We start from the raw sequence: 19,796 nt of genomic DNA on the forward strand, positions 1-19,796 counted from the left end.
TGGCCAGGCTGTTCATGGTGAACAGGTGACCGGCCGCACCGGTACGGACGGCCCCCGGCGGCGTCACACCTTCCGGTAGCCGTAGGCCTCCGCCGGGGCGACGGGGGAGCGGCTGGCCAGGCTGTTCATGGTGAACAGGTGACCGGCCGCACCGGTACGGACGGCCCCCGGCGGCGTCACACCTTCCGGTAGCCGTAGGCCTCCGCCGCCGCGGCCTCCACCGCGTCCAGGTCGCCTCCCGCGGCCGCGGTGACCACCGCCGCCACCGCACCCTCGACGAACGGGGCGTCCACCAGCCGCGCGCCGTCCGGCAGCTCGTCGCCCTCCGCCAGCAGTGCCTTCACGGTCAGCACGGCGCTGCCGAGGTCCGTGAGCACCGCGACCCCGGCCCCCCGGTCGACCGAGGCCGCCGCGGCGGAGATCAGCTCCGCGCTGGTGCCGAGCCCGCCGCCCTCCGTGCCGCCGGCGGGGGCCACGGGCACCGCCGTTGCCCCGCCCGCCAGACCCTTCGCCAGCTCGGCCACCGAGGCGGCGACCGCCGCGCTGTGCGACACCAGCACTATCCCGACCAGCTTGTCGGCGCTCACGGTCAGCCCTCCGCCGTCGCTGCCGTTTCTTCGAGCGCGGCGATCAGCAGTGCCGACGACGTCGCTCCCGGGTCCTGGTGGCCGATGCTGCGTTCGCCGAGATAGCTCGCCCGGCCCTTGCGGGCCTGCAGCGGGGTGGTGGCCACCGCGCCCTCCTCGGCTGCGGCCCGTGCGGCGGCGAAGCCGTCCCCGAGCGCGTCCACGGCCGGCACCAGGGCGTCCAGCATGGTCTTGTCGCCGGGCGCCGCCCCACCGAGGGTCATCACCCCGTCCACGCCCGCGCGCAGCGCCTCGGCCAGCTGCTCCTCGCCGACCTCGGCGGCATCGCCGAGCGCCTTGCCGGTCCGGCGCAGCAGAGTGCCGTACAGCGGCCCGGAGGCGCCGCCGACCGTCGAGATCAACTGCCGCCCGGCCAGGGTCAGGACGCCGCCCGGCGTGTCCGGCGCGTCCTTCTCCAGGACGGCCGCCACGGCCCGGAACCCGCGTTGCAGATTGCTGCCGTGGTCGGCGTCGCCGATGGCCGAGTCGAGGGCGGTGAGCCGCTCCGCCTCGCGGTCGACGGACGCGGCGACCGCCGCCATCCAACGGCGGAAGAAATCGGCGTCGAGCACTGGATCTCCTTGCGTGGTAGGGGTGTTGACCGGCGTGGTGGGAACGGGGATCGCCTGCTCCGCCGTATCACATCCCCCAGCGCAGCGCCGGTGTCTTCACCGGCGCGTCCCACAGCCTGAGCAGTTCCTCGTCGGCCTGGCACAGCGTCACCGAGGTGCCCGCCATGTCCAGGGAGGTGACGTAGTTGCCCACCAGGGTGCGGGCCACGGCGACACCGCGCTCCCGCAGCACCCGCTGCACCTCGGCGTTGAAGCCGAACAGCTCCAGCAGCGGGGTGGCACCCATGCCGTTGACCAGCACGAGCACCGGACCGCGCGGGGGCATGTCCTCCAGGATCGCGTGCACCGCGAAGTCCGCGATCTCCCCGGAGGTCATCATCGGGCGCCGCTCGCGGCCCGGTTCGCCGTGGATGCCGATGCCCAACTCCAGCTCACCGTCCGGCAGGTCGAAGGTGGGACTGCCCTTCGCCGGTGTCGTACAGGCGCTGAGCGCCACACCGAAGCTGCGGGAGTTCTCGTTCACCTGGCGGCCGATCGACTCCACCCGCTCCAGCCGCTGCCCCTCCGCCGCGGCGGCACCCGCGATCTTCTCCACGAACAGCGTCGCGCCGGTACCGCGCCGCCCGGCCGTGTAGAGGCTGTCGGTCACCGCCACATCGTCGTTGACGAGCACCTTGGCGACCTGGATGCCCTCGTCCTCGGCCAGCTCGGCCGCCATGTCGAAGTTCAGCACGTCGCCGGTGTAGTTCTTCACGATGAACAGCACGCCGGCCCCGCTGTCCACGGCGGCCGCGGCGCGGGCCATCTGGTCCGGCACCGGGGAGGTGAACACCTCCCCGGGGCAGGCGGCGGACAGCATGCCCGGGCCGACGAACCCCCCGTGCAGCGGCTCGTGTCCCGAGCCACCGCCCGACACCAGCCCGACCTGTCCGGCCACGGGCGCGTCCCGGCGGACGATCACCCGGTTCTCCACGTCCACGGTCAGATCGGGATAGGCGTCCGCCATGCCACGCAGCGCGTCCGCCACGACCGTCTCCGGCACGTTGATCAGCATCCTCATCGGTATCTCCTAGTGAGCCTTGCGGGTGGGCCGCGTGGTCCGACGTCGGGCCGAGTTCGCCGATAGAGCTCATGGCAAGTATCGACCTTGGACCAGGTGAGGTCACGTGCAAGCGCTCGTCGTCACGGTCCGCGATGAGTGGGGCGCCTGGGAGCGGCCTCGGGCGTCCATCGGCGCTACACAACGTGAGCAGGCGCTGCCGGTGCACACCCGGCACGGCGCGCGGGCCGCATCGGCCGGGCCGTCCGGGGAACTCGGGCGCCCGGGGACCCGGAGGCCCGTCGGCCGGCGGAGGAGGTGCCGTAGCCGTGGAGGACTGGGAGACGGGGGACATGCACGACGAGGTGCGGCTGTCGCCGCGCGAACGGCTCGCGCTGCTGCGGATCGAGGCGGACCTCCGGCAGGACCGCCGGTTCGCGCGCCGCATGGGCGCGGCACAGCGCGAGGTCTGGCTGCCGGTGGCGGTGCTGCTGTTCGCGGTCGCGTCGGTGTTCGTGGCCGTCATGGGCATGCGTACCTCGGACCCGGCGCTGCTGTGGTGCTTCGCGCTGCTGTTGCCGCTGACCCTTTCGCAGGCGTTCCGGCTGCTGTGCCGGGCGGTCCGCGGCGGGCCCCGGCAGGACACCCGGGCCGGCCCCTGGCTCTGAACCGTCCCGGGCACCTGCGCCTGCCTCTGGCGCCTCTCCCCGCCTCTGACGAACCGCGCCTCTGCCCCGTTCCCGCACGTGTGTGCCTCCGCGGCTTCGAGGCGTTCCGGCGGGCGCCCGGGCCCGTGAGCCGTTCCCGCACGTGTGTGCCTCCGCGGCTTCGAGGCGTTCCGGCGGGCGCCCCGGCTCGTGAGCCGTTCCCGCACGTGTGTGCCTTCCCGGCTTCGAGCCGTTCCGGCGCGCGCCGGAACCTTGAACCGTTCGGTGCGCGTACGCCGGGCGCACCGCAGGCCTCCCGGCGCCCGCCCCGCCAGGACGGCGGACGGGCGCCGGGAGGCCCGCAACCGGTGCTGCGGCGAACCGCGGCGCGCTCAGCTCTCCTTGCCGCGTCCCGACATCGCGTCGCGCAGCCGGTCCACCAGACCCACGCCCGGTGCCAGCAGCTTGTTGGCCGGGGGCTTGTCCGGCGCCGACGGGTGCGGACGTGTGGGGGCCGTCTTCTTCGCGCGGCGGACCTTGTCACCGAGGTCCATCAGCGCGTCGGGGGGACAGGCCGCCTCCAGCTGCGGGAAGAGGTTCTGCTCCTCGTCGGTCACATGGGACCGGATCTCGCTCATCAGCTGTGCCATGAGCGAGTCGAACCGCGGATCGTCCGCCGGGCAGCCCTCCAGGTCCTTCATGATCTGCTCGGCCTTGGCGTGATCCTCGAGCTCCTTGTCGGCCAGGGCGTCCCCGCCCGTGAGGTGCTGGCGCACCGCCGGGTACAGATAGGCCTCCTCCGCGACCGAGTGGCGGACCAGCTCCATCGTGGCCTGGTCGGCGAGGTTCTTGCGTTCTGCGGAGCCGGGCGGCAGCGCCTCGATACGGCCGAAGATCTCCTCGACCTCGCGGTGATCGGTCGTCAGTTCCTGGATGACGTTTCCGCCGTGACCCATGTCGTTACCTCCTGCGAGCATCGCGGCAGCCGTGAGCGGCCGGCCGTCGCCGCGCCGAGTGCCCCGGGCACGGCGCGTCACACGGCCGTCCCCGGCCGATCAGCGCATCGAGTGGCATGCTGCGGCCATCCGGCCGGGCTCGGACAGCGCCCACTCCCACCAGTGGTCCAGGATGCCGTCGCTCGACGCGCCCGCGTCCACCAGCGCCGGCCAGCCCACGGCCCGGGCCTGGGCGCTGACCTTGGCGCCGCCCGCGACCGGGTCGACGGCGATCACCGGCGTGCCGGTGCGCAGGGCCAGCACCAGGCCGTGCAGCCGGGTGGTGACGACCACGTCGCAGCGCGACACGAGGCCGAGGAACTGCTCGGCCGTGGCACACATCCGCCAGTCGCCGGTGGCCAGACGGGTGTCGACCGGCACGCGCGCGCAGTCCTTGCCGGCCAGCCAGGCGGTGATCCGCGCGTTGACGTCCTCGTGCCGACGGCGCCCGCCGTACTCGCCCTGCCCGTGGGAAAGGATCACCCCGGCCACGGGCGGCGGCGGACCGGCCGGGGCCCGGGCCGCGAGATCGGGGCGGGCCGGGGCCGCGGTGCCGTCCCGGGCCACGATCGTGTGGAAACCGGTGGCCGCCGGGTCCGCCGGATCGACGACCGAGACTCCACCCGCCAGTCGGCGACAGGTTCTGAACCGGTCATGCAGGGCTGTGACTTGCGGCCCGTGCACCGGACCGCACACGAAGAGGAGCGTGTCGTACGCCCCGGGCTCCGCCGTCTCCAGCGACAGCTCGCCCGGGCGGAAACCGGGGCTCCATGCCGTGTCGTGCCGGATCCCCGCTCCGGTCAGCGCCGCCGACATCTGCCGCTGGGCGAGCACGTCGCCGGCCGTCGCCTCCCCGTCCAGGAAGCTGAACCAACCGGTCAGAAGCAGCCGCCCGGGCTCCTGGCCGGGCGCGCGCAGCGTGCGCAGCAGGGCGGTCGTGAGGTCGTCGTACATGGCGCTCCCCACCGTGGTGTGCGGTCGCCGGAGTCGCGCGAGTACCCGCCAGCACGGAGAATAAGAATCAACGTATGAAACCAACTGGCAGGGGAACTCAGCTGCCAGCGCCGTCCAGCCAGTGGCGGCTCACCAGGGCGGTCCTCCGGATCAGGGGACCCCGGCCCTGTCCCTTCCCTTCCCGAACCGGCCGACGACGCCGGACCGGCGACGCGGCACGCGCCGAACGCCCAGGCAGGAGCGTTCACAGGGCGCGGACGACGTGGACGAAGGAATAGCCCCATGACTGGTGACACACCGTTTTCCTGGCGGCGCGCCCTCGTGACCGGCGGCGCCGGCTTCCTCGGCTCCCACCTGTGTGAACGGCTGCTGGATTCAGGGGTCGAAGTCGACTGCGCCGACAACCTGGTCTGCGGCCGCCGCGAGAACGTCGCGCACCTGGAGGACCGGCCCGGCTTCCGGTACGTCCACTGCGACGTCTGTGAACCGGACTGCCCGCGGCGGCTGCCCGGCCCGTACGACCTGGTGCTCCACTTCGCCTGCCCCGCCTCGCCCGCCGACTACCTGCGTTTGCCCCTGGAGACGCTGGACGTGGGCAGCCTCGGCACCCGCAACGCCCTCGCGATCACCGAACGCGACGGCGCGCGCTTCCTGCTCGCCTCCACCTCCGAGGTGTACGGCGACCCGCTGGTGCACCCGCAGCACGAGGGTTACTGGGGCAATGTGAACCCGGTCGGGCCACGCAGCGTCTACGACGAGTCCAAGCGGTTCGCCGAGGCCCTCGTCACCGCGCACGCCGGAACCCAGCGGACGAACGCCGGGATAGTGCGGCTGTTCAACACCTACGGCCCGCGGATGCGCGCCCACGACGGCCGGGCGGTGCCGACGTTCATCTGCCAGGCCCTGGCCGGGGATCCGCTCACCGTCACCGGTGACGGCAGCCAGACCCGCTCGCTGTGCTACGTGGACGACACGGTCGACGGCATCCTCCGGGTCGCCGCGAGCAGGTCGGTGCGGCCGGTGAACATCGGCGGCAGTGACGAGATCACCGTCGCGGACCTGGCCCGCCGGGTGGTCGCCCTCACCGGCTCCCGCTCACCGATCGCCTTCGTCGACCGGCCGGTCGACGACCCCGGCCGGCGCCGCCCCGACACCACCCTCGCGCGCGAGCTGCTCGGCTGGTCGCCGCAGGTTCCCTGGGAGGAGGGCCTGAAGCAGACCATCGCCTACTTCGCGGCCCCGTCCACGGACGGAGAGCCGGCCCCGCCGCAGTCCTGACCAGACCCCCGCCCGTTCGCCGCCCTGGAGACAGCGCATGCACGTCCTCGGTATCAACGCACTCTTCCACGACCCCGCCGCGGCCCTGATCACAGACGGCAAGGTCATGGCGGCGGCGGAGGAGGAGCGGTTCTCGCGCCGCAAGCACGGCAAGCGTCCCGTGCCCTTCTCCGCCTGGGAGCTGCCCGAGCAGTCGGCCCGCTGGTGCCTGGAGCAGGCCGGGCTCACCGCGTCCGACCTGGACGCCGTCGCCTATTCCTACGACCCCGCGCTCGCCCGCCCCGCCGAGCAGCTGGGCCTGCACGACCCCTGGGACCACCTGCGCCAGGAGTACGCCCGCCAGGCACCGGACTTCCTCGCCGAGGCGCTGCCCGGACTCGACCCGGCCAAGGTCCGCTTCGTCCCGCACCACGTGGCGCACGCCGCGTCCGCCGGGCCGGTCTCGCCGTACCCCGACTGTGCCGTCCTCGTCCTGGACGGCCGCGGTGAGTGCGGCTCCCACCTGGCCGGGCGCTACACCAACCGCGAACTGACCGTCCTCGGCACCCAGGAACTGCCCGACTCCCTCGGCCTGTTCTACGAGGACCTCACCCAGCATCTCGGCTTCCTGCGCAGCAGCGACGAGTTCAAGGTGATGGCGCTCGCCTCCTACGGCACCCCGCGTTTCGCCGAGCGGCTGCGCGAGTACGTCCACGCCGACGACCGGGGTGGCTTCCGGGCCCGCCCCGTGCCCTGGGCCGATGTCGTCCCGCCGCGCCCGGCCGGCGGGGCCTGGAGCCAGGACCACGCCGACCTCGCGGCCAGCGCCCAGCTGTGTCTGGAGGAGGCCGTGCTGGCGCTCGCCCGCTGGCTGCGCGAGCGCACCGGCGAGGACGCCCTGACCATGGCCGGCGGTGTCGCCCTGAACTGTGTCGCCAACACCCGGCTGTGGCGGGAGAGCGGCTTCCGGCACGTGTGGGTGCAGCCCGCCGCCGGAGACGCCGGTACGGCCCTGGGTGCGGCCGCGCACATCGCCGGCCAGAAGGACACCGTGGAGCCGATGCCGACCGCCGCGCTCGGCCGTGGCTGGAGCGACGCCGAGCTGCGCGAGTGGCTGGAACGGGCGGCCGTACCGTACGAGGAACCCGCCGACATCGCGGAGACGGCCGCCGAGGCGCTGGCGGCCGACGGGATCGTGGCCTGGTTCCAGGGCCGCAGCGAGTACGGGCCCCGGGCGCTCGGCCATCGTTCGCTGCTCGCCCATCCGGGCAGGGCGGTGAACCTGGAGCGGCTCAACGCGGTCAAGGGCCGCGAGGAGTTCCGTCCCGTCGCGCCCATGGTGCTCGCCGAACGCGCGGCCGAGTTGTTCGACGGGCCGCTGCCCAGCCCCCACATGCTGTTCGTGCACGACGTGGCCGCCGACTGGAAGGACCGCATCCCGGCCGTGGTCCATGTCGACGGCACGGCCCGCATCCAGACCGTGGACCGGGCCCAGGAGCCCCTGGTGGCCCGCATGATCGACGGCTTCGAGCGGCGCACCGGGCTGCCGCTGGTGGTCAACACCAGCCTGAACACCGCCGGGCGGCCCATGGTCGACGACCCCCGCGACGCCCTGGAGTGCTTCGGCTCGGCCCCCGTCGACCTGCTGGCGCTCGGCCCGTTCGCGATCCGCCGAGGAAAGGCGTTCGCATGACCGACGCCCCCGCCTACACCGTCGTCGTCCCGACGATCGGCCGCCCGTGCCTCGCCGAGTGCCTGCGCGCCCTCGCCGAGGCCGAGGGACACACCCCGCACGAGGTCGTCGTCGTGGACGACCGGCCCGAACCGGACGGCGACCTGCCGCTCCAGACGGCCGGACAACTCCTCGACCGGGTACGGACCCTCCGCACCTGCGGCAAGGGCCCGGCCGCCGCCCGCAACGCCGGCTGGCGGACCGTCCGCACGCCCTGGACGGTCTTCCTGGACGACGACGTCCAGGTGCTGCCGGACTGGTCCCGGCTGCTCGCCGAGGACCTGCGGGGGGCCGGCGAGGACGTCGGCGGCATCCAGGGGCAGCTGCGTGTCCCCCTGCCCCTGGACCGCCGGCCCACCGACTGGGAACGCAACACCAGGGGCCTGGAGAACGCCGCCTGGGCCACCGCCGACATGGCCTACCGCACCCAGGCGCTCACCCGGGTCGGCGGTTTCGACGAACGCTTCCCACGCGCCTTCCGGGAGGACGCCGACCTCGCCCTGCGGGTGCAGCGGGCCGGCTGGTCGCTGAGCCGCGGCAAGCGGGTCACCCGGCACCCGGTACGCGCCGCCCACTGGTGGGCCTCGCTGCCCGTACAGCGTGGCAACGCCGACGACGCGCTGATGAACCGGCTGCACGGCCGGGACTGGTGGGACCGTGCCCAGGCGCCCCGGGGCCGGCTGCACCGCCATCTGGTGGTCACCGGCGCCGCGCTGGCCGCCGCGTCCTGCGCTCTCACCGGCCGCCGCCGCGCCGCGACCGTGTGGGCGGCCCTGTGGACGCTGGGCACCGCCGAGTTCGCCTTCGCGCGCATCCTGCCCGGCCCCCGGACCGCCCGCGAGGTCGCCGGGATGCTCGGCACCAGCGTGCTCATCCCACCCCTCGCCGTCCGGCACTGGCTGCGCGGAGTCGTCCGCCACCGGCACGCCGAACCCCTGGGAGGCGCCGGGTGAGCACCGTGTCCGCCGTCCTGTTCGACCGTGACGGCACCCTCGTGGCGGACGTGCCGTACAACGGCGACCCCGGCCGGGTCCGGCTGCTGCCGGGCGCCGTTCAGGCCGTGGCGCTGGCGCGCACCCACGGGCTGGCCACCGGTGTGGTCAGCAACCAGTCCGGCATCGGGCGCGGGCTGCTCACCGCCGGGCAGGTGCGCCGCGTCAACGAGCGCGCCGACGAACTGCTCGGCGGACTGGACACCTGGGTGTTCTGCCCGCACGCCCCGGACGCCGGCTGCGACTGCCGCAAGCCCCGGCCCGGGCTGATCCTCGCCGCCGCCCAGCGGCTGGGCGTCAGGCCCGCCGAGTGCGTGGTGATCGGCGACATCGCCGCCGACGTCCTGGCCGCCCACGCGGCGGGCGCCCGCGGCGTCCTGGTACCGAACGCGGTCACAGCCGCGCTGGAGGTGGAACGTTTCGCCGACCTGAGCGCCCCCGACCTGCTCACCGCCGTACGCGGGGTCCTCGAGACCACGGCGGTCGCGGGCGGGAGGCGGTCGCGATGAAAGCCCTCGTCGTCCGTCTGGACAGCTTCGGTGACGTGCTGCTCGCCGGCCCGGCCGTGCGTGCCGTCGCCGCCCACTGCGCGCACGTCACCCTCCTGTGCGGCCCGCGTGGCGCGGACGCCGCCCGGCTGCTGCCCGGCGTCGACGAGGTGCTGGTGTGGGAGGCGCCCTGGGAGGGCTTCGACCCGCCCCCGGTGAGCCCGGCCGACGTCGACGCGCTGATCGGGCGGCTGCGCGCCGGGGCCTTCGACACCGCACTGATCCTCACCTCGTTCCACCAGAGCCCGCTGCCCACCGCGCTGCTGCTGCGGCTCGCGGGCGTCGGCCGGATCGGCGCCGACAGCGTCGACCACCCCGGGCGGCTGCTGGACGTACGCCACCGGCGGCCGGCGGGCCGCCACGAGGTCGAGGCGGCCCTCGACACGGCCGCCGCCATGGGCTTCGCGCCCCCGCCCGGGGACGACGGCCGGCTGCGGGTGCTGCCACCCCCGGACACCAGCGGCCTGACCGGCCACGGCCCGTACGTCGTCCTGCACCCCGGCGCCAGCGCTCCCGCCCGCGCCTGGAGCCCGCACCGGTGCGCGGAGGCCGTCGCGCTGCTCGCCGACGCCGGGCACCGCGTGGTGGTCACCGGCGGCCCGGACGAGACGGACCTCACCCGGCGCGTCAGCGGGAGCCTGGCCGTGGACCTCGGCGGCCGGACCAGCCCACGCACCCTCGCCGGGGTACTGCGCATGGCCGACGTGGTGATCAGCGCCAACACCGGCCCGGCCCACCTCGCCGCCGCCGTCGGCACCCCCGTGGTGTCCCTGTTCGCGCCGGTGGTCCCGGCCGGCCGCTGGGCACCGTACGGCGTCCCCACCATCCTGCTCGGCGACCAGTCGGCGCCGTGCGCGGACACCAGGGCCCTCACCTGCCCGGTGCCCGGCCATCCCTGCCTGGACGAGGTCACCGGGCAGGACGTGGTACGCGCGGTGCACAAGCTCATCCAGGAGCGGCACTCATGAACATCCTCGTCTGGCACGTGCACGGATCGTGGCTCACCGCCTTCGTGCAGGGCCCGCACACCTACCTGGTCCCGGCCACCGAGGACCGGGGACCCGACGGGCGCGGCCGGGCCGTGACCTGGGACTGGCCGCAGTCCGTGCGGGAACGGACCCCGACGGAGCTGGGGGACTGCGAGATCGACCTGATGGTGCTCCAACGGCCGCACGAACTCGACCTGGCCCTGCGCTGGACCGGCCGCCGGCCCGGCGTGGACGTGCCCGCCGTGTACGTCGAGCACAACAGCCCCGACGAGTCACCCGAGCGGCAACTCCACCCGCTCGCCGCGCAGTCCAGGATCCCGGTCGTCCACGTCACCCACTTCAACCGGCTGATGTGGGACACCGGCCAGGCCCCGACCGAGGTCGTGGAGCACGGCATCATCGACCCCGGCCGGCTGTGGACCGGCACCGAACGGCGCGCGGCGGTCGTGGTCAACGAGCCCGTACGCAGGGGCCGTACCACCGGCACGGACCTGCTGCCCCGCTTCGCGCGGTCCGCGCCCCTGGACGTCTTCGGGATGCGCACCGAAGGCCTCGCCGCGCACCTCGGCCTGCCGCCCGAGCGCTGCCGCACCCGCGACCTGCCACAGGGGGAACTGCACCGGGAGATGGCCCGCTGCCGGGTCTATCTGCACCCCGTGCGCTGGACCTCGCTCGGCCTGTCCCTGCTGGAGGCCATGTTCCTGGGCATGCCCGTGGTCGCCCTCGACACCACGGAGGCCCGGGAGGCGATACCCGACGGCGCCGGGGTGGTCTCGAACCGCCTCGACGTACTGGAGGACGCCGTGCGGGCGTTCCTCGCCGAACCGGAGCACGCCCGCCGCACGGGCGAGGTGGCCCGGGCCGCGGCACAGGCCCGCTACGGAGAGCGGCGCTTCCTGGACGACTGGGAGCGCCTGATCAAGGAGGTCACCCGATGAGCCGTATTCCGCACACGGCCGGGCGCGTCGCCATGGTCTCCGAGCACGCCAGCCCGCTGGCCGCGCTCGGCGGTCCGGACGCGGGCGGCCAGAACGTGTACGTGGCGCAGGTCGCCCGGCAGCTCGCCAGGAAGGGATACCGGGTCACCGTGTACACCCGGCGGGACTCGGCGGGCCTGCCGGACCGGATGACCCTGATCGACGGCGTGCAGGTGGTGCACGTACCCGCCGGGCCGCCCGCACCCGTACCGAAGGACGAACTCCTGCCCCACATGGCGGAGTTCGGGAACTTCCTGGCCCGACAGTGGGTGACGAGCCCGCCCGACGTGGTGCACGCCCACTTCTGGATGTCCGGTCTGGCCGCCCTGACCGGCACCCAGGGCCTCGGCGTCCCCGTCGTGCAGACCTACCACGCGCTCGGCACCGTCAAGAAGCGCTACCAGGGCGCCGCCGACACCAGCCCGGCCGAGCGGCTCGCGATCGAGGAGGCCATCGGTCACGAGTGCGCCCGGATCATCGCCACGTGCAGCGACGAGGTGGCCGAACTGAAGGCCATGGGCCTGCCGGAGGACCGGATCAGCGTCGTGCCCTGCGGCGTCGACCCCGACCAGTTCGCCCCCGTCGCCCCGACCCGGCCGCCCGGCGCGCGCAGGCGGCTGCTGGCCGTCGGCCGGCTCGTGCCCCGCAAGGGCTTCGACCGCGCCATCCGCGCCCTGGCCGGCGTCCCCGACGCCGAACTCCTCGTCGCGGGCGGCCCCGAGGCCGACCTGCTCGGCACCGAACCCGAGGCCGCGCGCCTGTACGGCATCGCCGGCGAGTACGGCGTCTCGGACCGCGTGACCCTGCTCGGCGGGGTCGGCCGGGCCCGCATGCCCCGGCTGATGTCCAGCGCCGACCTCGTCCTGTCACTGCCCCGGTACGAGCCGTTCGGCATCGTCCCGCTGGAGGCCATGGCCTGCGCCACCCCGGTGGTGGCCACTGCGGTGGGCGGTCAGCTCGACACGGTCGTGGACGGCACCACGGGCGTCCTCGTCCCGGCCGACGACGACTACGACCTCGGTGCGGTCGTCCGCTCCCTCCTCGCCGACCCGGACCGGCTCGCCCACTACGGCGCCGCCGGCCGCGAACGGGTGCTCGCCCACTACACCTGGGACCGCGTGGCCGACGGTGTGGCCGGGGTGTACGGCGCCGTGTCCTCGATCCGCTCGCTCTCGGGAGTCGTCCGATGAAGACCGTCACCGACACCAAGACCGTCACCGGCACCACCCACTGCGACGACCTGATGAAGGCCCTGGAGGCGTTCCGTGCCTGCGGCCCGCTCATCGAGCGCTGGGGCACCGAACTCGCCCGGCGCCTCGGCGGCGGCTCCCGGCTGCTCGTCGCGGGCAACGGCGGCAGCGCCGCCCAGGCACAGCACCTGACGGCCGAACTGGTGGGACGCTACCGGGACGACCGGCCGCCGTTCTCCGCGGTGGCCCTGCACGCCGACACCTCCTCCACCACCGCCATCGCCAACGACTACGGCGTCCAGGAGGTCTTCGCCCGCCAGACCGCCGCCCACGGCCGCCCCGGAGACATCCTCATGCTGTTGTCCACCAGCGGCGCGAGCGCCAACCTGCTGGCCGCCGCCGAACGCGCCCACCGCCTCGGGGTGACCGTGTGGGCGCTGACGGGGCGGGCCCCCAACCCCCTGCAGCTCGGCGCGGACGAGGCGCTGTGCGTCGACGCCCCGGTCTCCGCCACCGTGCAGGAACTGCACCTGGTGGCCGTGCACATGCTCTGCGAGGCCTTCGACCAGGCGGTCGAGCGGGGCGCGGCCGACCGGACCGGAAACGACGGTGCCGACGGCAAGCCGAGCGTCGTGGGCCGGCTCGTCGGCCGGGCCCGTACCGTCGGCCGCGCCGCGCCCGACGTGCCCGTAGCCCCCCGGAAGGGACACGCATGAGCGCCGAGCGTACGCCCCTGGTCGTCGTGGGCGACGCCCTGCTCGACCACGATCTGTGCGGCCGGGCCGAGCGGCTCGCCCCGGACGCGCCGGTGCCGGTGGTACACGGCACCCGGCGCAGCTCCCGCCCGGGCGGCGCGGCCCTCGCCGCCTGCCTCGCGGCCTCCGACGGCCGCCCGGTCACCCTCGTCACCGCGCTCGGCGACGACCCGGCCAGCGGCACCCTGCGGGAACTGCTGGCCGGGCGCGTCGACCTGGTGGAGGTGCCACTGGACGGCACCCTCAGCAGCAAGACCCGTGTTCTCGCCGGAGACCGGCCGCTGCTGCGCCTGGACGACGGCGAGGGCCGCGCGCGCGAGGCGACCGAGGCCGCCGAGGCCGTCCTGGCCCGGGCCGACGGCGTCCTGGTCGCCGACTACGGCCGCGGCACCGCCGACGTCCTCAGGACGGCGCTGAGCACCGCCGCCACGCGGGTGCCCGTCGTCTGGGACCCCCATGTGCGGGGCCGGGCCCCGGTGCCCGGTGTCCGCCTCGCCACCCCCTCGGCGCAGGAGGCGCGCGCCTTCGCCCGGCAACTGGGCGACGGCGAGGACTCCGGCGGGGAGGCCGGACTGCGCACCGCGGCCCGCGACGCCGGCACCCTCGTCCGGGCCTGGCAGGTCCAGACCGTCGCGGTGACGCTCGGCGAGCGCGGCGCGCTGCTCTCCCACGGCGAGACCCCGTTGCTCGTACCGACCCCGGCCACCGCGGCCGGCGACCCCTGCGGAGCGGGTGACCGGTTCGCCGCGGCCGCCGCCGGGCTGCTCGCCGACGGCAGCTTCACCGAGGCCGCCGTCCGGGACGCCGTGCACGCCGCCACCCGCTACGTGGCCGAGGGCGGCGCCCGCGCGATCGCCGCTCCGGGGCAGCCGGACCGGGCCGAAGCGGTCCCGTCCGACGGCGACACCACCGCGGACGCCGTGCGCACGGCCGCCCGGGTGCGGGCCGCCGGCGGCACGGTCGTCGCCGCGGGCGGCTGCTTCGACCTGCTGCACGCCGGTCACGTCGCCCTGCTCCAGGCCGCCCGCCGGGCCGGCGACTGCCTGATCGTCTGTGTCAACTCCGACAGCTCGGTGCGCCGCCGCAAGGGCGACGGGCGTCCCCTCGTCCCGGTCGCCGACCGGGTCCGGGTGCTGCGCGCCCTGGAGTGCGTGGACGCCGTCGCCGTCTTCGACGAGGACACGCCCGAACGCATCCTCGGCGAACTCCGCCCGCACATCTGGGCCAAGGGCGGCGACTACGCGCGCACCCGGCTGCCCGAACAGCCCCTGGTGGAGAGCTGGGGCGGACAGGTTCTGCTGCTGCCCTACCTCGACGGCCGCTCCACCACCGGCCTCGCCCGCCGCGCGGCCCTGGCGCCCGCACCCACCGGAGGACACACGAGGTGACCAGCGACCACGCCCAGCAAGCCGTAGGCCCGGCCGACCGGCGCACCGCGCTCCCCGGCACCCCGCGCACACCCACCGTCCCCGAGAAGCCCCCTGCCCGCTGCCCGGCCTCGGTTTCCGTATCTGCCGGGGGGCCGGCTCGGGCGCACAGGAGCCCTGCCGACCGGGGTGCCCGGGTTGCGGGGCGTGGGGCGGTCCTCCCCCCGACCGTCCTGGTGCTGCGCGCGCTGGGGCTCGGTGATCTGCTGGCCGGCGTGCCCGCTCTGCGCGGCGTCCGGCGGGCCTTTCCGGGCCACCGGGTCGTCCTCGCGCAGCCGCCGGGGCTCGCCGAACTCGCCCTGGCCAGCGGTGCGATCGACGCGGTGTTCCCGGCCGAGGCACCGGGGCGGGCGGTGCCGTCCCTCAGGCACTGGGCCGGGCCGCCGCCCGAGGTGGCGATCGACCTGCACGGGAACGGTCCCGAGAGCCGCGACGCGCTCGCCGTCCTGCACCCCCGCCGGCTGCTCGCCCACGCCTGCCGGGACGGGCCGCCATGGCAGGGCGATACCCACGAACGGGACCGCTGGTGCGCCTTCCTGCACGCCCACGGCATCCCGGCCGACCCCCTGGACCTGCGGCTGCCCCGCCCCGGCACGCCGTCCCCGGCGCCGGGCGCGGTGGTCGTGCACCCGGGAGCGGCCTCGGGCTCGCGCCGCTGGCCGGGGGAGCGGTACGCCGCAGTCGTACGGTGCCTGCGCTCCGCCGGACACCACGTGGTGCTCACCGGCGGCCCGGGCGAGGACGCCCTGGTCCGCTCGGTCGCCGAACGCAGCGGACAGCGGGCGCGCGACGTGCTGACAGGCGGCCGCCCCCTCGGGGAGCTGTCCGCGCTGGTGGCCGAGGCGTCCCTCGTGCTCAGCGGCGACACCGGCCTCGCCCATCTCGCGGTCGCCCACGGCACGCGCACGGTCACCTTGTTCGGTCCCGTCTCCCCGCGCCTGTGGGGACCGCCCCCGAGCCCGGACCACCTGGCCCTGTGGAAGCCCGGCCCGCCCGGTGACCCGCACGGCCGCACCCCGGACGCCCGCCTTCTGCGCATCCGCACCGGCGAGGTCGCCGCGGCGTGCCTGACGCTGCTGCGGCCGGTCCGCGACGGGACCCGGCCGCCAGGACCGGAGGTGACCCGTGTCCACTGAGCACGCCCACAGCCGCGCCCGCCGTCCCACCACCGCGGGCGATCCCCGGATCACCGTCGCCGTCATCACCCGCGACCGGTGCGCCAGCCTGCTGCGCACCCTCGACGCGCTGGCGGCACTGCCCGAGCGCCCGCCCGTCATCGTCGTCGACAACTCCCGCGACGACACCACCCACACGGCCGTGCGCGGCCACCCGGCCGTCGCCCGCCTGCTACGGCCCACCGCCAACACCGGCGCCCTCGGCCGCAACCTGGCCGTCCGCCACGCCGGCACGCCGTACGTCGCCTTCAGCGACGACGACTCCTGGTGGGCGCCGGGCAGCCTCCGCCGGGCCGCCGACCTCCTCGACGGCCACCCCCGGCTCGGCCTGCTCGCCGCCCGCACCCTGGTCGGTGACGAGGCCGCCGAGGACCCCCTCAACGAGATCCTCGCCGCCTCGCCGCTGCCGCCCGAACCGGACCTGCCCGGCCGCCCGGTGCTCGGCTTCCTCGGCTGCGCCTGCGTGGTGCGCCGGGAGGCCTTCCTGAGCGCCGGGGGCTTCCACCCGCTGCTCTTCTTCGGCGGCGAGGAGACCCTGCTCGCCTACGACCTGGCCGCCCGGGGCTGGGGCGTCTCCTACGAGCCCACGCTGCGCGCCTTCCACCACCCCGAGGACCACGGCCGCACCGGCCGGCCCTTCCTCGTCCGGCGCAACCACGTGCTCACCACCTGCCTGCGCCGTCCCTGGCCCGTCGCCCTGCACGCCGGCGCCGACCTCGCCCGGGCCGCCGCCGCCGGCCGCCCCGGCGCCCGCCGTGCCCTGAAGGAGACCTTCGCGCGACTGCCGGCCGCCCTCGCCCGCCGCCGCACTCTGCCCCCGCACGTCGAAGACGCCGCCCGTCTGCTCGACCGGCAGGCGGCCGGACGCCGCGAGGAGGGCGCCGCGCCATGACCGGGACGCACCCCGACGACCGTACGACCGTCGTGCTGATCACCCACAACCGCCGCGACGAACTCCTGCGCACCCTCGCCCTGCTGCGCCGGCTCCCCGAACGCCCACCTGTGATCATCACCGACAACGCCTCGGCCGACGGCACCGCCGAAGCCGTCGCCAGGGACTTCCCCGAGATGACCCTGCTCCGCCCCGGCCACAATCTCGGGGCCATCGGCCGCAACCTGGCCGTGCAGCGAGTCCGCACCCCCTATGTCGCGTTCTGCGACGACGACACCTGGTGGGAACCGGGCAGTCTGCGGCGGGCCGCCGACCTGCTCGACACCCGGCCCCGCCTCGCGGCCGTCACCGCCCGCATCGTCGTCGAACCCGGCGGCACCGAGGACCCGGTCGTCCGGGAACTGCGCGAATCCCCGCTGCCTGCCCCCGACTGGCTCCCGGGCCCCGCGCTCGGCTCTTTCCTCGCCGCCGCCACCGTGCTGCGCACGGACGCCTTCCGCGCCGGCGGCGGCTTCCATCCGGGCCTGTGGCTCGGCGGCGAGGAGGAACTGCTCGCCTGTGACCTGCTGCGGCGGGGCTGGTGGCTCGCCTACGTCGAGGAGCTGACCGTCCACCACCACGCCTCCCGGCTGCGTGACAGCACGGCCCGCCGAATCCTCGGGCTGCGCAACACGCTGTGGTTCACCTGGCTGCGCCGCCCGCTGTACCCGGCCCTGCGCCGCACCGGGCACCTGATCCGCACGGTGCCCCGCGACGCCGCTTCCGTGCGCGCGTTCGCCCGCGCCACCGCCGGACTGCCCTGGGTGCTGCGCCAGCGCGACCCGGTGCCACCGGACCTGGAACGCCGCCTGGCCGCACTGGAGCGGGCACGCAGAACATCACCCGCCCGGCGGTACGTCGGCTGAGTCCCACGGTGTAGGTCGGCCGGACCCGGGTGGCGCACGTCGACGGACCCCGGCGGCGGAATGCCGGACGCACCCGAACGGCAGTACGCCGCCTGCCGGCATCGCCGCTGTGCCGCCCCCCGACACGCCCGGCGAGTGTCGTTGCAACGGGCCCACGCCGGGGGCACAGTGAGGGCCCCGGTCAAGAAGCGGCTGGCTGATCCTCCCCGCCCAGGAAGCCCGATCCCATGGAAAACGGTCAGCCCCTCCCTGCCCGCGTCCGCCCCGGCGGCCCGGCCCCGCTGCTCCTGCAGACCGTGCACGAACACCGCCGCGAGGTCGGGGGGATCAGTGTCCTGAAAGCCCGGGGCACGGTCGACGCCTGCAACGCGGTGGAGTTCTCCGAGGCCCTCGCCGAGCACATCGCGCACGCCGACAAGGCCGCGGAACACCCCGTCCTGGACATGACCGAGGTGTATCTCGCCGGCGCGGCCGCCGTACGCTCCCTCGACCGGGCGACCGGCGTCCTCGCCCGCTCCGGCCGCGCCCTGCCCGTCGTGCAACCGAGACCCCACGTGCGGGAGGCGCTGCGGACGGCCGGCCTGCCGGGTCTTCGGGTGCATGCCACGATGGCGTCGGCCCTGCACACCCTGGAGGCCCACCGGCGCCCACCGGAGGAACCCGGCACCGCCGGCTGACCGCAAGCACGGCCGGCTCCCGCGCCCGGCGCGGTGGGCGGTGCGGTTGAGCGCCGGTCACCTACCGTGCAAGGTGGTCAGGAAGAGGCTGATCGAGTCTTCTGTGACGTCTTGTCTGGGTGATGCCATGAAAGCCCCTTCCCACCGTTCCGGCGGACCGGCCTCCCTGGTCATCGAGTCCTCCGTCGTCGAGGGACTGCCCGCCGAGGGCGCCCTGCTCCTGCGCATGTCCGGCAGCCTCGACGCGAACGGGGCCCAGGCCTGGTCGGCGGAGCTGCGCGGCCATCTGGAAGAGGCGGACCGCGCCGGACTGCGGCCCGTGCTCGACATGGCCCACGTACAGCTGGGCGGCGCCGCCGTGCTGCGCACGCTCAGCGAGACGACCCGGACGCGCGTCGGGCGCCCGGACCTGATCATCGTCCGGGCCCGGCCCGGTGTGCGCGAGGCGGTTCACCTCGCCCGCCTGGACGGCGTCCGGCTGTACGCCACCCTCGACGAGGCGTTGCGCGAGCTGGCCCGCGCCACCGCCCGGGTGGAGGAGCTGCCCGTCTGGCGGTCGCAGATGGCGGACCCGCTACGGCCCTCCTACGAGGACCTCCACAAGGAGGTCCGCGCGCTGCGCGCCCGGGTGCGGACCGCCCCGGTGATCGGCATGGCCCAGGGCACGCTGATGGTCCGTTACGGCCTGCCCGACGCGGGCAGTGCCTTCCGGGTGCTGCGCGAGACGTCGCAACGGTTCAACGTACCGCTGCGCGTCCTCGTCTCCGCCGTGGTGGTGGCCCGGCCCCCGGACGGCGAGGTGTGGTTCCCGGGCCGCCGCTCCCTGCCCGTGCCACAGCTGCGGCTCCTGGGCAGGGGCGGCCGGGACCCGCGCTACCGGCGGCAGATGATCGACGCCGTGCTGCGTGAGGCGCTGGCCGTCGGGCGGGCGCCCACCGGGTATGTGCAGCTCGTCGACCCGGCGGTCAACGTGCTGACGCTCGAGACCCACTACGGCTGTGCGGAAACGTTCCTCGACCACCTGGTGCGCGGCCGGGACGACGGCACGGCCGACGCGGCCGCCCGGACGCGGGGGCGCCGGGTGAGCGTGCCCGACGTGGCCGTCGACGCGCTGCTCTCCGACGAGTGCCGGCGCGTCCTGCTGACCACCGGCGCGCACGCCGTGCACAGCGTTCCCGTCCTGTCCTCGGCCGGTTCCTGCACCGGTGTGATCACCCTGCACTGGCCCGACCCCGGCCACCGGCCGACCCCCGCGCAGGCCGAGGCCTTCGGTGTGCTGGCCGCCGACACGGCGGCATGGCTGAGCTGGTACCACCGCTCGGTGCTTCTCGACGCCCTCGAACATCTGCACCGGGTGCTGACCCGCTCCGCACCGTGAGGTGATCCACCGGCGGGGTGTGCGTCACCCGCGCTGCCCTGGGAACCCGGACCCCGCACGGAACACGCA

At 75.1% G+C, this 19,796-nt stretch carries 20 protein-coding genes; 15 read left to right on the top strand and 5 right to left on the bottom strand.

Features of this window, described 5'->3' with window-relative positions:
• Nucleotides 1-176 precede the first annotated feature (176 nt).
• The 3 genes from AC07C1_RS02360 to dhaK all read right to left on the bottom strand — a co-directional run bounded on the left by AC07C1_RS02360 (nucleotide 177) and on the right by dhaK (nucleotide 2,258).
• The gene (locus AC07C1_RS02360) at nucleotides 177-587 is read right to left on the bottom strand and encodes a PTS sugar transporter subunit IIA domain-containing protein (RefSeq protein ID WP_478936340.1); all 411 of its coding nucleotides are present in this window, start codon (nucleotides 585-587) and stop codon (nucleotides 177-179) included.
• 2 nt (nucleotides 588-589) lie between these two features.
• Nucleotides 590-1,198, bottom strand: a complete 609-nt coding sequence (gene dhaL, locus AC07C1_RS02365) for a dihydroxyacetone kinase subunit DhaL (RefSeq protein WP_478936341.1) — start codon at nucleotides 1,196-1,198, stop codon at nucleotides 590-592.
• Nucleotides 1,199-1,265: 67 nt separating this feature from the next.
• Nucleotides 1,266-2,258, bottom strand: coding sequence for a dihydroxyacetone kinase subunit DhaK (gene dhaK, locus AC07C1_RS02370; RefSeq protein ID WP_478936342.1), 993 nt, complete (start codon nucleotides 2,256-2,258; stop codon nucleotides 1,266-1,268).
• A 308-nt stretch (nucleotides 2,259-2,566) separates the two neighbouring features.
• Here dhaK and AC07C1_RS02375 point away from each other — a divergent pair, with 308 nt between their 5' ends.
• Nucleotides 2,567-2,905 carry a DUF3040 domain-containing protein gene (locus AC07C1_RS02375; RefSeq protein WP_478936343.1) on the top strand — a complete coding sequence of 113 codons (339 nt, stop codon included), beginning with the start codon at nucleotides 2,567-2,569 and terminating at the stop codon, nucleotides 2,903-2,905.
• Between the two features lie 371 nt (nucleotides 2,906-3,276).
• Here the strand turns inward: AC07C1_RS02375 and AC07C1_RS02380 are convergent, their stop codons facing one another.
• Nucleotides 3,277-3,840 (bottom strand): hemerythrin domain-containing protein, encoded by a 564-nt coding sequence (locus tag AC07C1_RS02380; RefSeq protein WP_478936344.1) that lies wholly within the window; start codon nucleotides 3,838-3,840, stop codon nucleotides 3,277-3,279.
• 99 nt (nucleotides 3,841-3,939) lie between these two features.
• Nucleotides 3,940-4,833, bottom strand: coding sequence for a polysaccharide pyruvyl transferase family protein (locus tag AC07C1_RS02385; protein ID WP_478936346.1), 894 nt, complete (start codon nucleotides 4,831-4,833; stop codon nucleotides 3,940-3,942).
• 282 nt (nucleotides 4,834-5,115) lie between these two features.
• Between AC07C1_RS02385 and AC07C1_RS02390 the strand changes: the two genes are divergently transcribed.
• The 14 genes from AC07C1_RS02390 to AC07C1_RS02455 all read left to right on the top strand — a co-directional run bounded on the left by AC07C1_RS02390 (nucleotide 5,116) and on the right by AC07C1_RS02455 (nucleotide 19,727).
• Complete coding sequence (locus tag AC07C1_RS02390) at nucleotides 5,116-6,111, top strand: NAD-dependent epimerase/dehydratase family protein (protein ID WP_478936347.1); 996 nt, start codon at nucleotides 5,116-5,118, stop codon at nucleotides 6,109-6,111.
• A 37-nt stretch (nucleotides 6,112-6,148) separates the two neighbouring features.
• The gene (locus AC07C1_RS02395) at nucleotides 6,149-7,783 is read left to right on the top strand and encodes a carbamoyltransferase family protein (RefSeq protein ID WP_478936348.1); all 1,635 of its coding nucleotides are present in this window, start codon (nucleotides 6,149-6,151) and stop codon (nucleotides 7,781-7,783) included.
• On the top strand, nucleotides 7,780-8,775 hold the full coding sequence (locus AC07C1_RS02400) for a glycosyltransferase family 2 protein (RefSeq protein ID WP_478936349.1): 996 nt from the start codon (nucleotides 7,780-7,782) through the stop codon (nucleotides 8,773-8,775). The genes AC07C1_RS02395 and AC07C1_RS02400 overlap by 4 nt, the downstream gene beginning before the upstream one ends.
• The gene (locus tag AC07C1_RS02405) at nucleotides 8,772-9,323 is read left to right on the top strand and encodes a D-glycero-alpha-D-manno-heptose-1,7-bisphosphate 7-phosphatase (RefSeq protein ID WP_478936350.1); all 552 of its coding nucleotides are present in this window, start codon (nucleotides 8,772-8,774) and stop codon (nucleotides 9,321-9,323) included. Before AC07C1_RS02400 ends, AC07C1_RS02405 begins: the two co-directional genes overlap by 4 nt.
• Nucleotides 9,320-10,330, top strand: a complete 1,011-nt coding sequence (locus AC07C1_RS02410) for a glycosyltransferase family 9 protein (protein WP_478936352.1) — start codon at nucleotides 9,320-9,322, stop codon at nucleotides 10,328-10,330. Before AC07C1_RS02405 ends, AC07C1_RS02410 begins: the two co-directional genes overlap by 4 nt.
• Complete coding sequence (locus AC07C1_RS02415) at nucleotides 10,327-11,289, top strand: glycosyltransferase (RefSeq protein ID WP_478936354.1); 963 nt, start codon at nucleotides 10,327-10,329, stop codon at nucleotides 11,287-11,289. Before AC07C1_RS02410 ends, AC07C1_RS02415 begins: the two co-directional genes overlap by 4 nt.
• Nucleotides 11,286-12,518 carry a glycosyltransferase gene (locus AC07C1_RS02420; RefSeq protein ID WP_478936355.1) on the top strand — a complete coding sequence of 411 codons (1,233 nt, stop codon included), beginning with the start codon at nucleotides 11,286-11,288 and terminating at the stop codon, nucleotides 12,516-12,518. Before AC07C1_RS02415 ends, AC07C1_RS02420 begins: the two co-directional genes overlap by 4 nt.
• Nucleotides 12,515-13,234, top strand: coding sequence for a D-sedoheptulose-7-phosphate isomerase (locus tag AC07C1_RS02425; protein WP_478936357.1), 720 nt, complete (start codon nucleotides 12,515-12,517; stop codon nucleotides 13,232-13,234). The genes AC07C1_RS02420 and AC07C1_RS02425 overlap by 4 nt, the downstream gene beginning before the upstream one ends.
• Nucleotides 13,231-14,661: a PfkB family carbohydrate kinase gene (locus tag AC07C1_RS02430; protein ID WP_478936359.1), complete on the top strand. Its 1,431-nt coding sequence runs from the start codon at nucleotides 13,231-13,233 to the stop codon at nucleotides 14,659-14,661. Before AC07C1_RS02425 ends, AC07C1_RS02430 begins: the two co-directional genes overlap by 4 nt.
• Before the next feature lie 212 nt (nucleotides 14,662-14,873).
• Nucleotides 14,874-15,836 carry a glycosyltransferase family 9 protein gene (locus AC07C1_RS02435; RefSeq protein ID WP_478936583.1) on the top strand — a complete coding sequence of 321 codons (963 nt, stop codon included), beginning with the start codon at nucleotides 14,874-14,876 and terminating at the stop codon, nucleotides 15,834-15,836.
• Nucleotides 15,826-16,767 (top strand): glycosyltransferase family 2 protein, encoded by a 942-nt coding sequence (locus AC07C1_RS02440; protein WP_478936361.1) that lies wholly within the window; start codon nucleotides 15,826-15,828, stop codon nucleotides 16,765-16,767. Before AC07C1_RS02435 ends, AC07C1_RS02440 begins: the two co-directional genes overlap by 11 nt.
• On the top strand, nucleotides 16,764-17,672 hold the full coding sequence (locus AC07C1_RS02445; RefSeq protein ID WP_478936362.1) for a glycosyltransferase family 2 protein: 909 nt from the start codon (nucleotides 16,764-16,766) through the stop codon (nucleotides 17,670-17,672). Before AC07C1_RS02440 ends, AC07C1_RS02445 begins: the two co-directional genes overlap by 4 nt.
• 227 nt (nucleotides 17,673-17,899) lie before the next feature.
• A complete protein-coding gene (locus tag AC07C1_RS02450) occupies nucleotides 17,900-18,349 on the top strand; it encodes an STAS domain-containing protein (RefSeq protein WP_478936364.1) in 450 nt (149 codons plus the stop codon).
• 127 nt (nucleotides 18,350-18,476) lie between these two features.
• The gene (locus AC07C1_RS02455) at nucleotides 18,477-19,727 is read left to right on the top strand and encodes an ANTAR domain-containing protein (RefSeq protein ID WP_478936365.1); all 1,251 of its coding nucleotides are present in this window, start codon (nucleotides 18,477-18,479) and stop codon (nucleotides 19,725-19,727) included.
• Nucleotides 19,728-19,796 lie beyond the last annotated feature (69 nt).

The sequence above is a fragment of the Streptomyces sp. NPDC045022 genome (assembly GCF_056432605.1).

What these genes read in the sequence shown, in the direction of transcription:
- dhaK (WP_478936342.1), bottom strand. Translation starts at nt 2,258, where the DNA reads ATGAGGATGCTGATCAACGTGCCGGAGACGGTCGTGGCGGACGCGCTG.
- AC07C1_RS02380 (WP_478936344.1), bottom strand. Translation starts at nt 3,840, where the DNA reads ATGGGTCACGGCGGAAACGTCATCCAGGAACTGACGACCGATCACCGC.
- AC07C1_RS02385 (WP_478936346.1), bottom strand. Translation starts at nt 4,833, where the DNA reads ATGTACGACGACCTCACGACCGCCCTGCTGCGCACGCTGCGCGCGCCC.
- AC07C1_RS02390 (WP_478936347.1), top strand. Translation starts at nt 5,116, where the DNA reads ATGACTGGTGACACACCGTTTTCCTGGCGGCGCGCCCTCGTGACCGGC.
- AC07C1_RS02395 (WP_478936348.1), top strand. Translation starts at nt 6,149, where the DNA reads ATGCACGTCCTCGGTATCAACGCACTCTTCCACGACCCCGCCGCGGCC.
- AC07C1_RS02400 (WP_478936349.1), top strand. Translation starts at nt 7,780, where the DNA reads ATGACCGACGCCCCCGCCTACACCGTCGTCGTCCCGACGATCGGCCGC.
- AC07C1_RS02410 (WP_478936352.1), top strand. Translation starts at nt 9,320, where the DNA reads ATGAAAGCCCTCGTCGTCCGTCTGGACAGCTTCGGTGACGTGCTGCTC.
- AC07C1_RS02415 (WP_478936354.1), top strand. Translation starts at nt 10,327, where the DNA reads ATGAACATCCTCGTCTGGCACGTGCACGGATCGTGGCTCACCGCCTTC.
- AC07C1_RS02420 (WP_478936355.1), top strand. Translation starts at nt 11,286, where the DNA reads ATGAGCCGTATTCCGCACACGGCCGGGCGCGTCGCCATGGTCTCCGAG.
- AC07C1_RS02425 (WP_478936357.1), top strand. Translation starts at nt 12,515, where the DNA reads ATGAAGACCGTCACCGACACCAAGACCGTCACCGGCACCACCCACTGC.
- AC07C1_RS02430 (WP_478936359.1), top strand. Translation starts at nt 13,231, where the DNA reads ATGAGCGCCGAGCGTACGCCCCTGGTCGTCGTGGGCGACGCCCTGCTC.
- AC07C1_RS02445 (WP_478936362.1), top strand. Translation starts at nt 16,764, where the DNA reads ATGACCGGGACGCACCCCGACGACCGTACGACCGTCGTGCTGATCACC.
- AC07C1_RS02450 (WP_478936364.1), top strand. Translation starts at nt 17,900, where the DNA reads ATGGAAAACGGTCAGCCCCTCCCTGCCCGCGTCCGCCCCGGCGGCCCG.
- AC07C1_RS02455 (WP_478936365.1), top strand. Translation starts at nt 18,477, where the DNA reads ATGAAAGCCCCTTCCCACCGTTCCGGCGGACCGGCCTCCCTGGTCATC.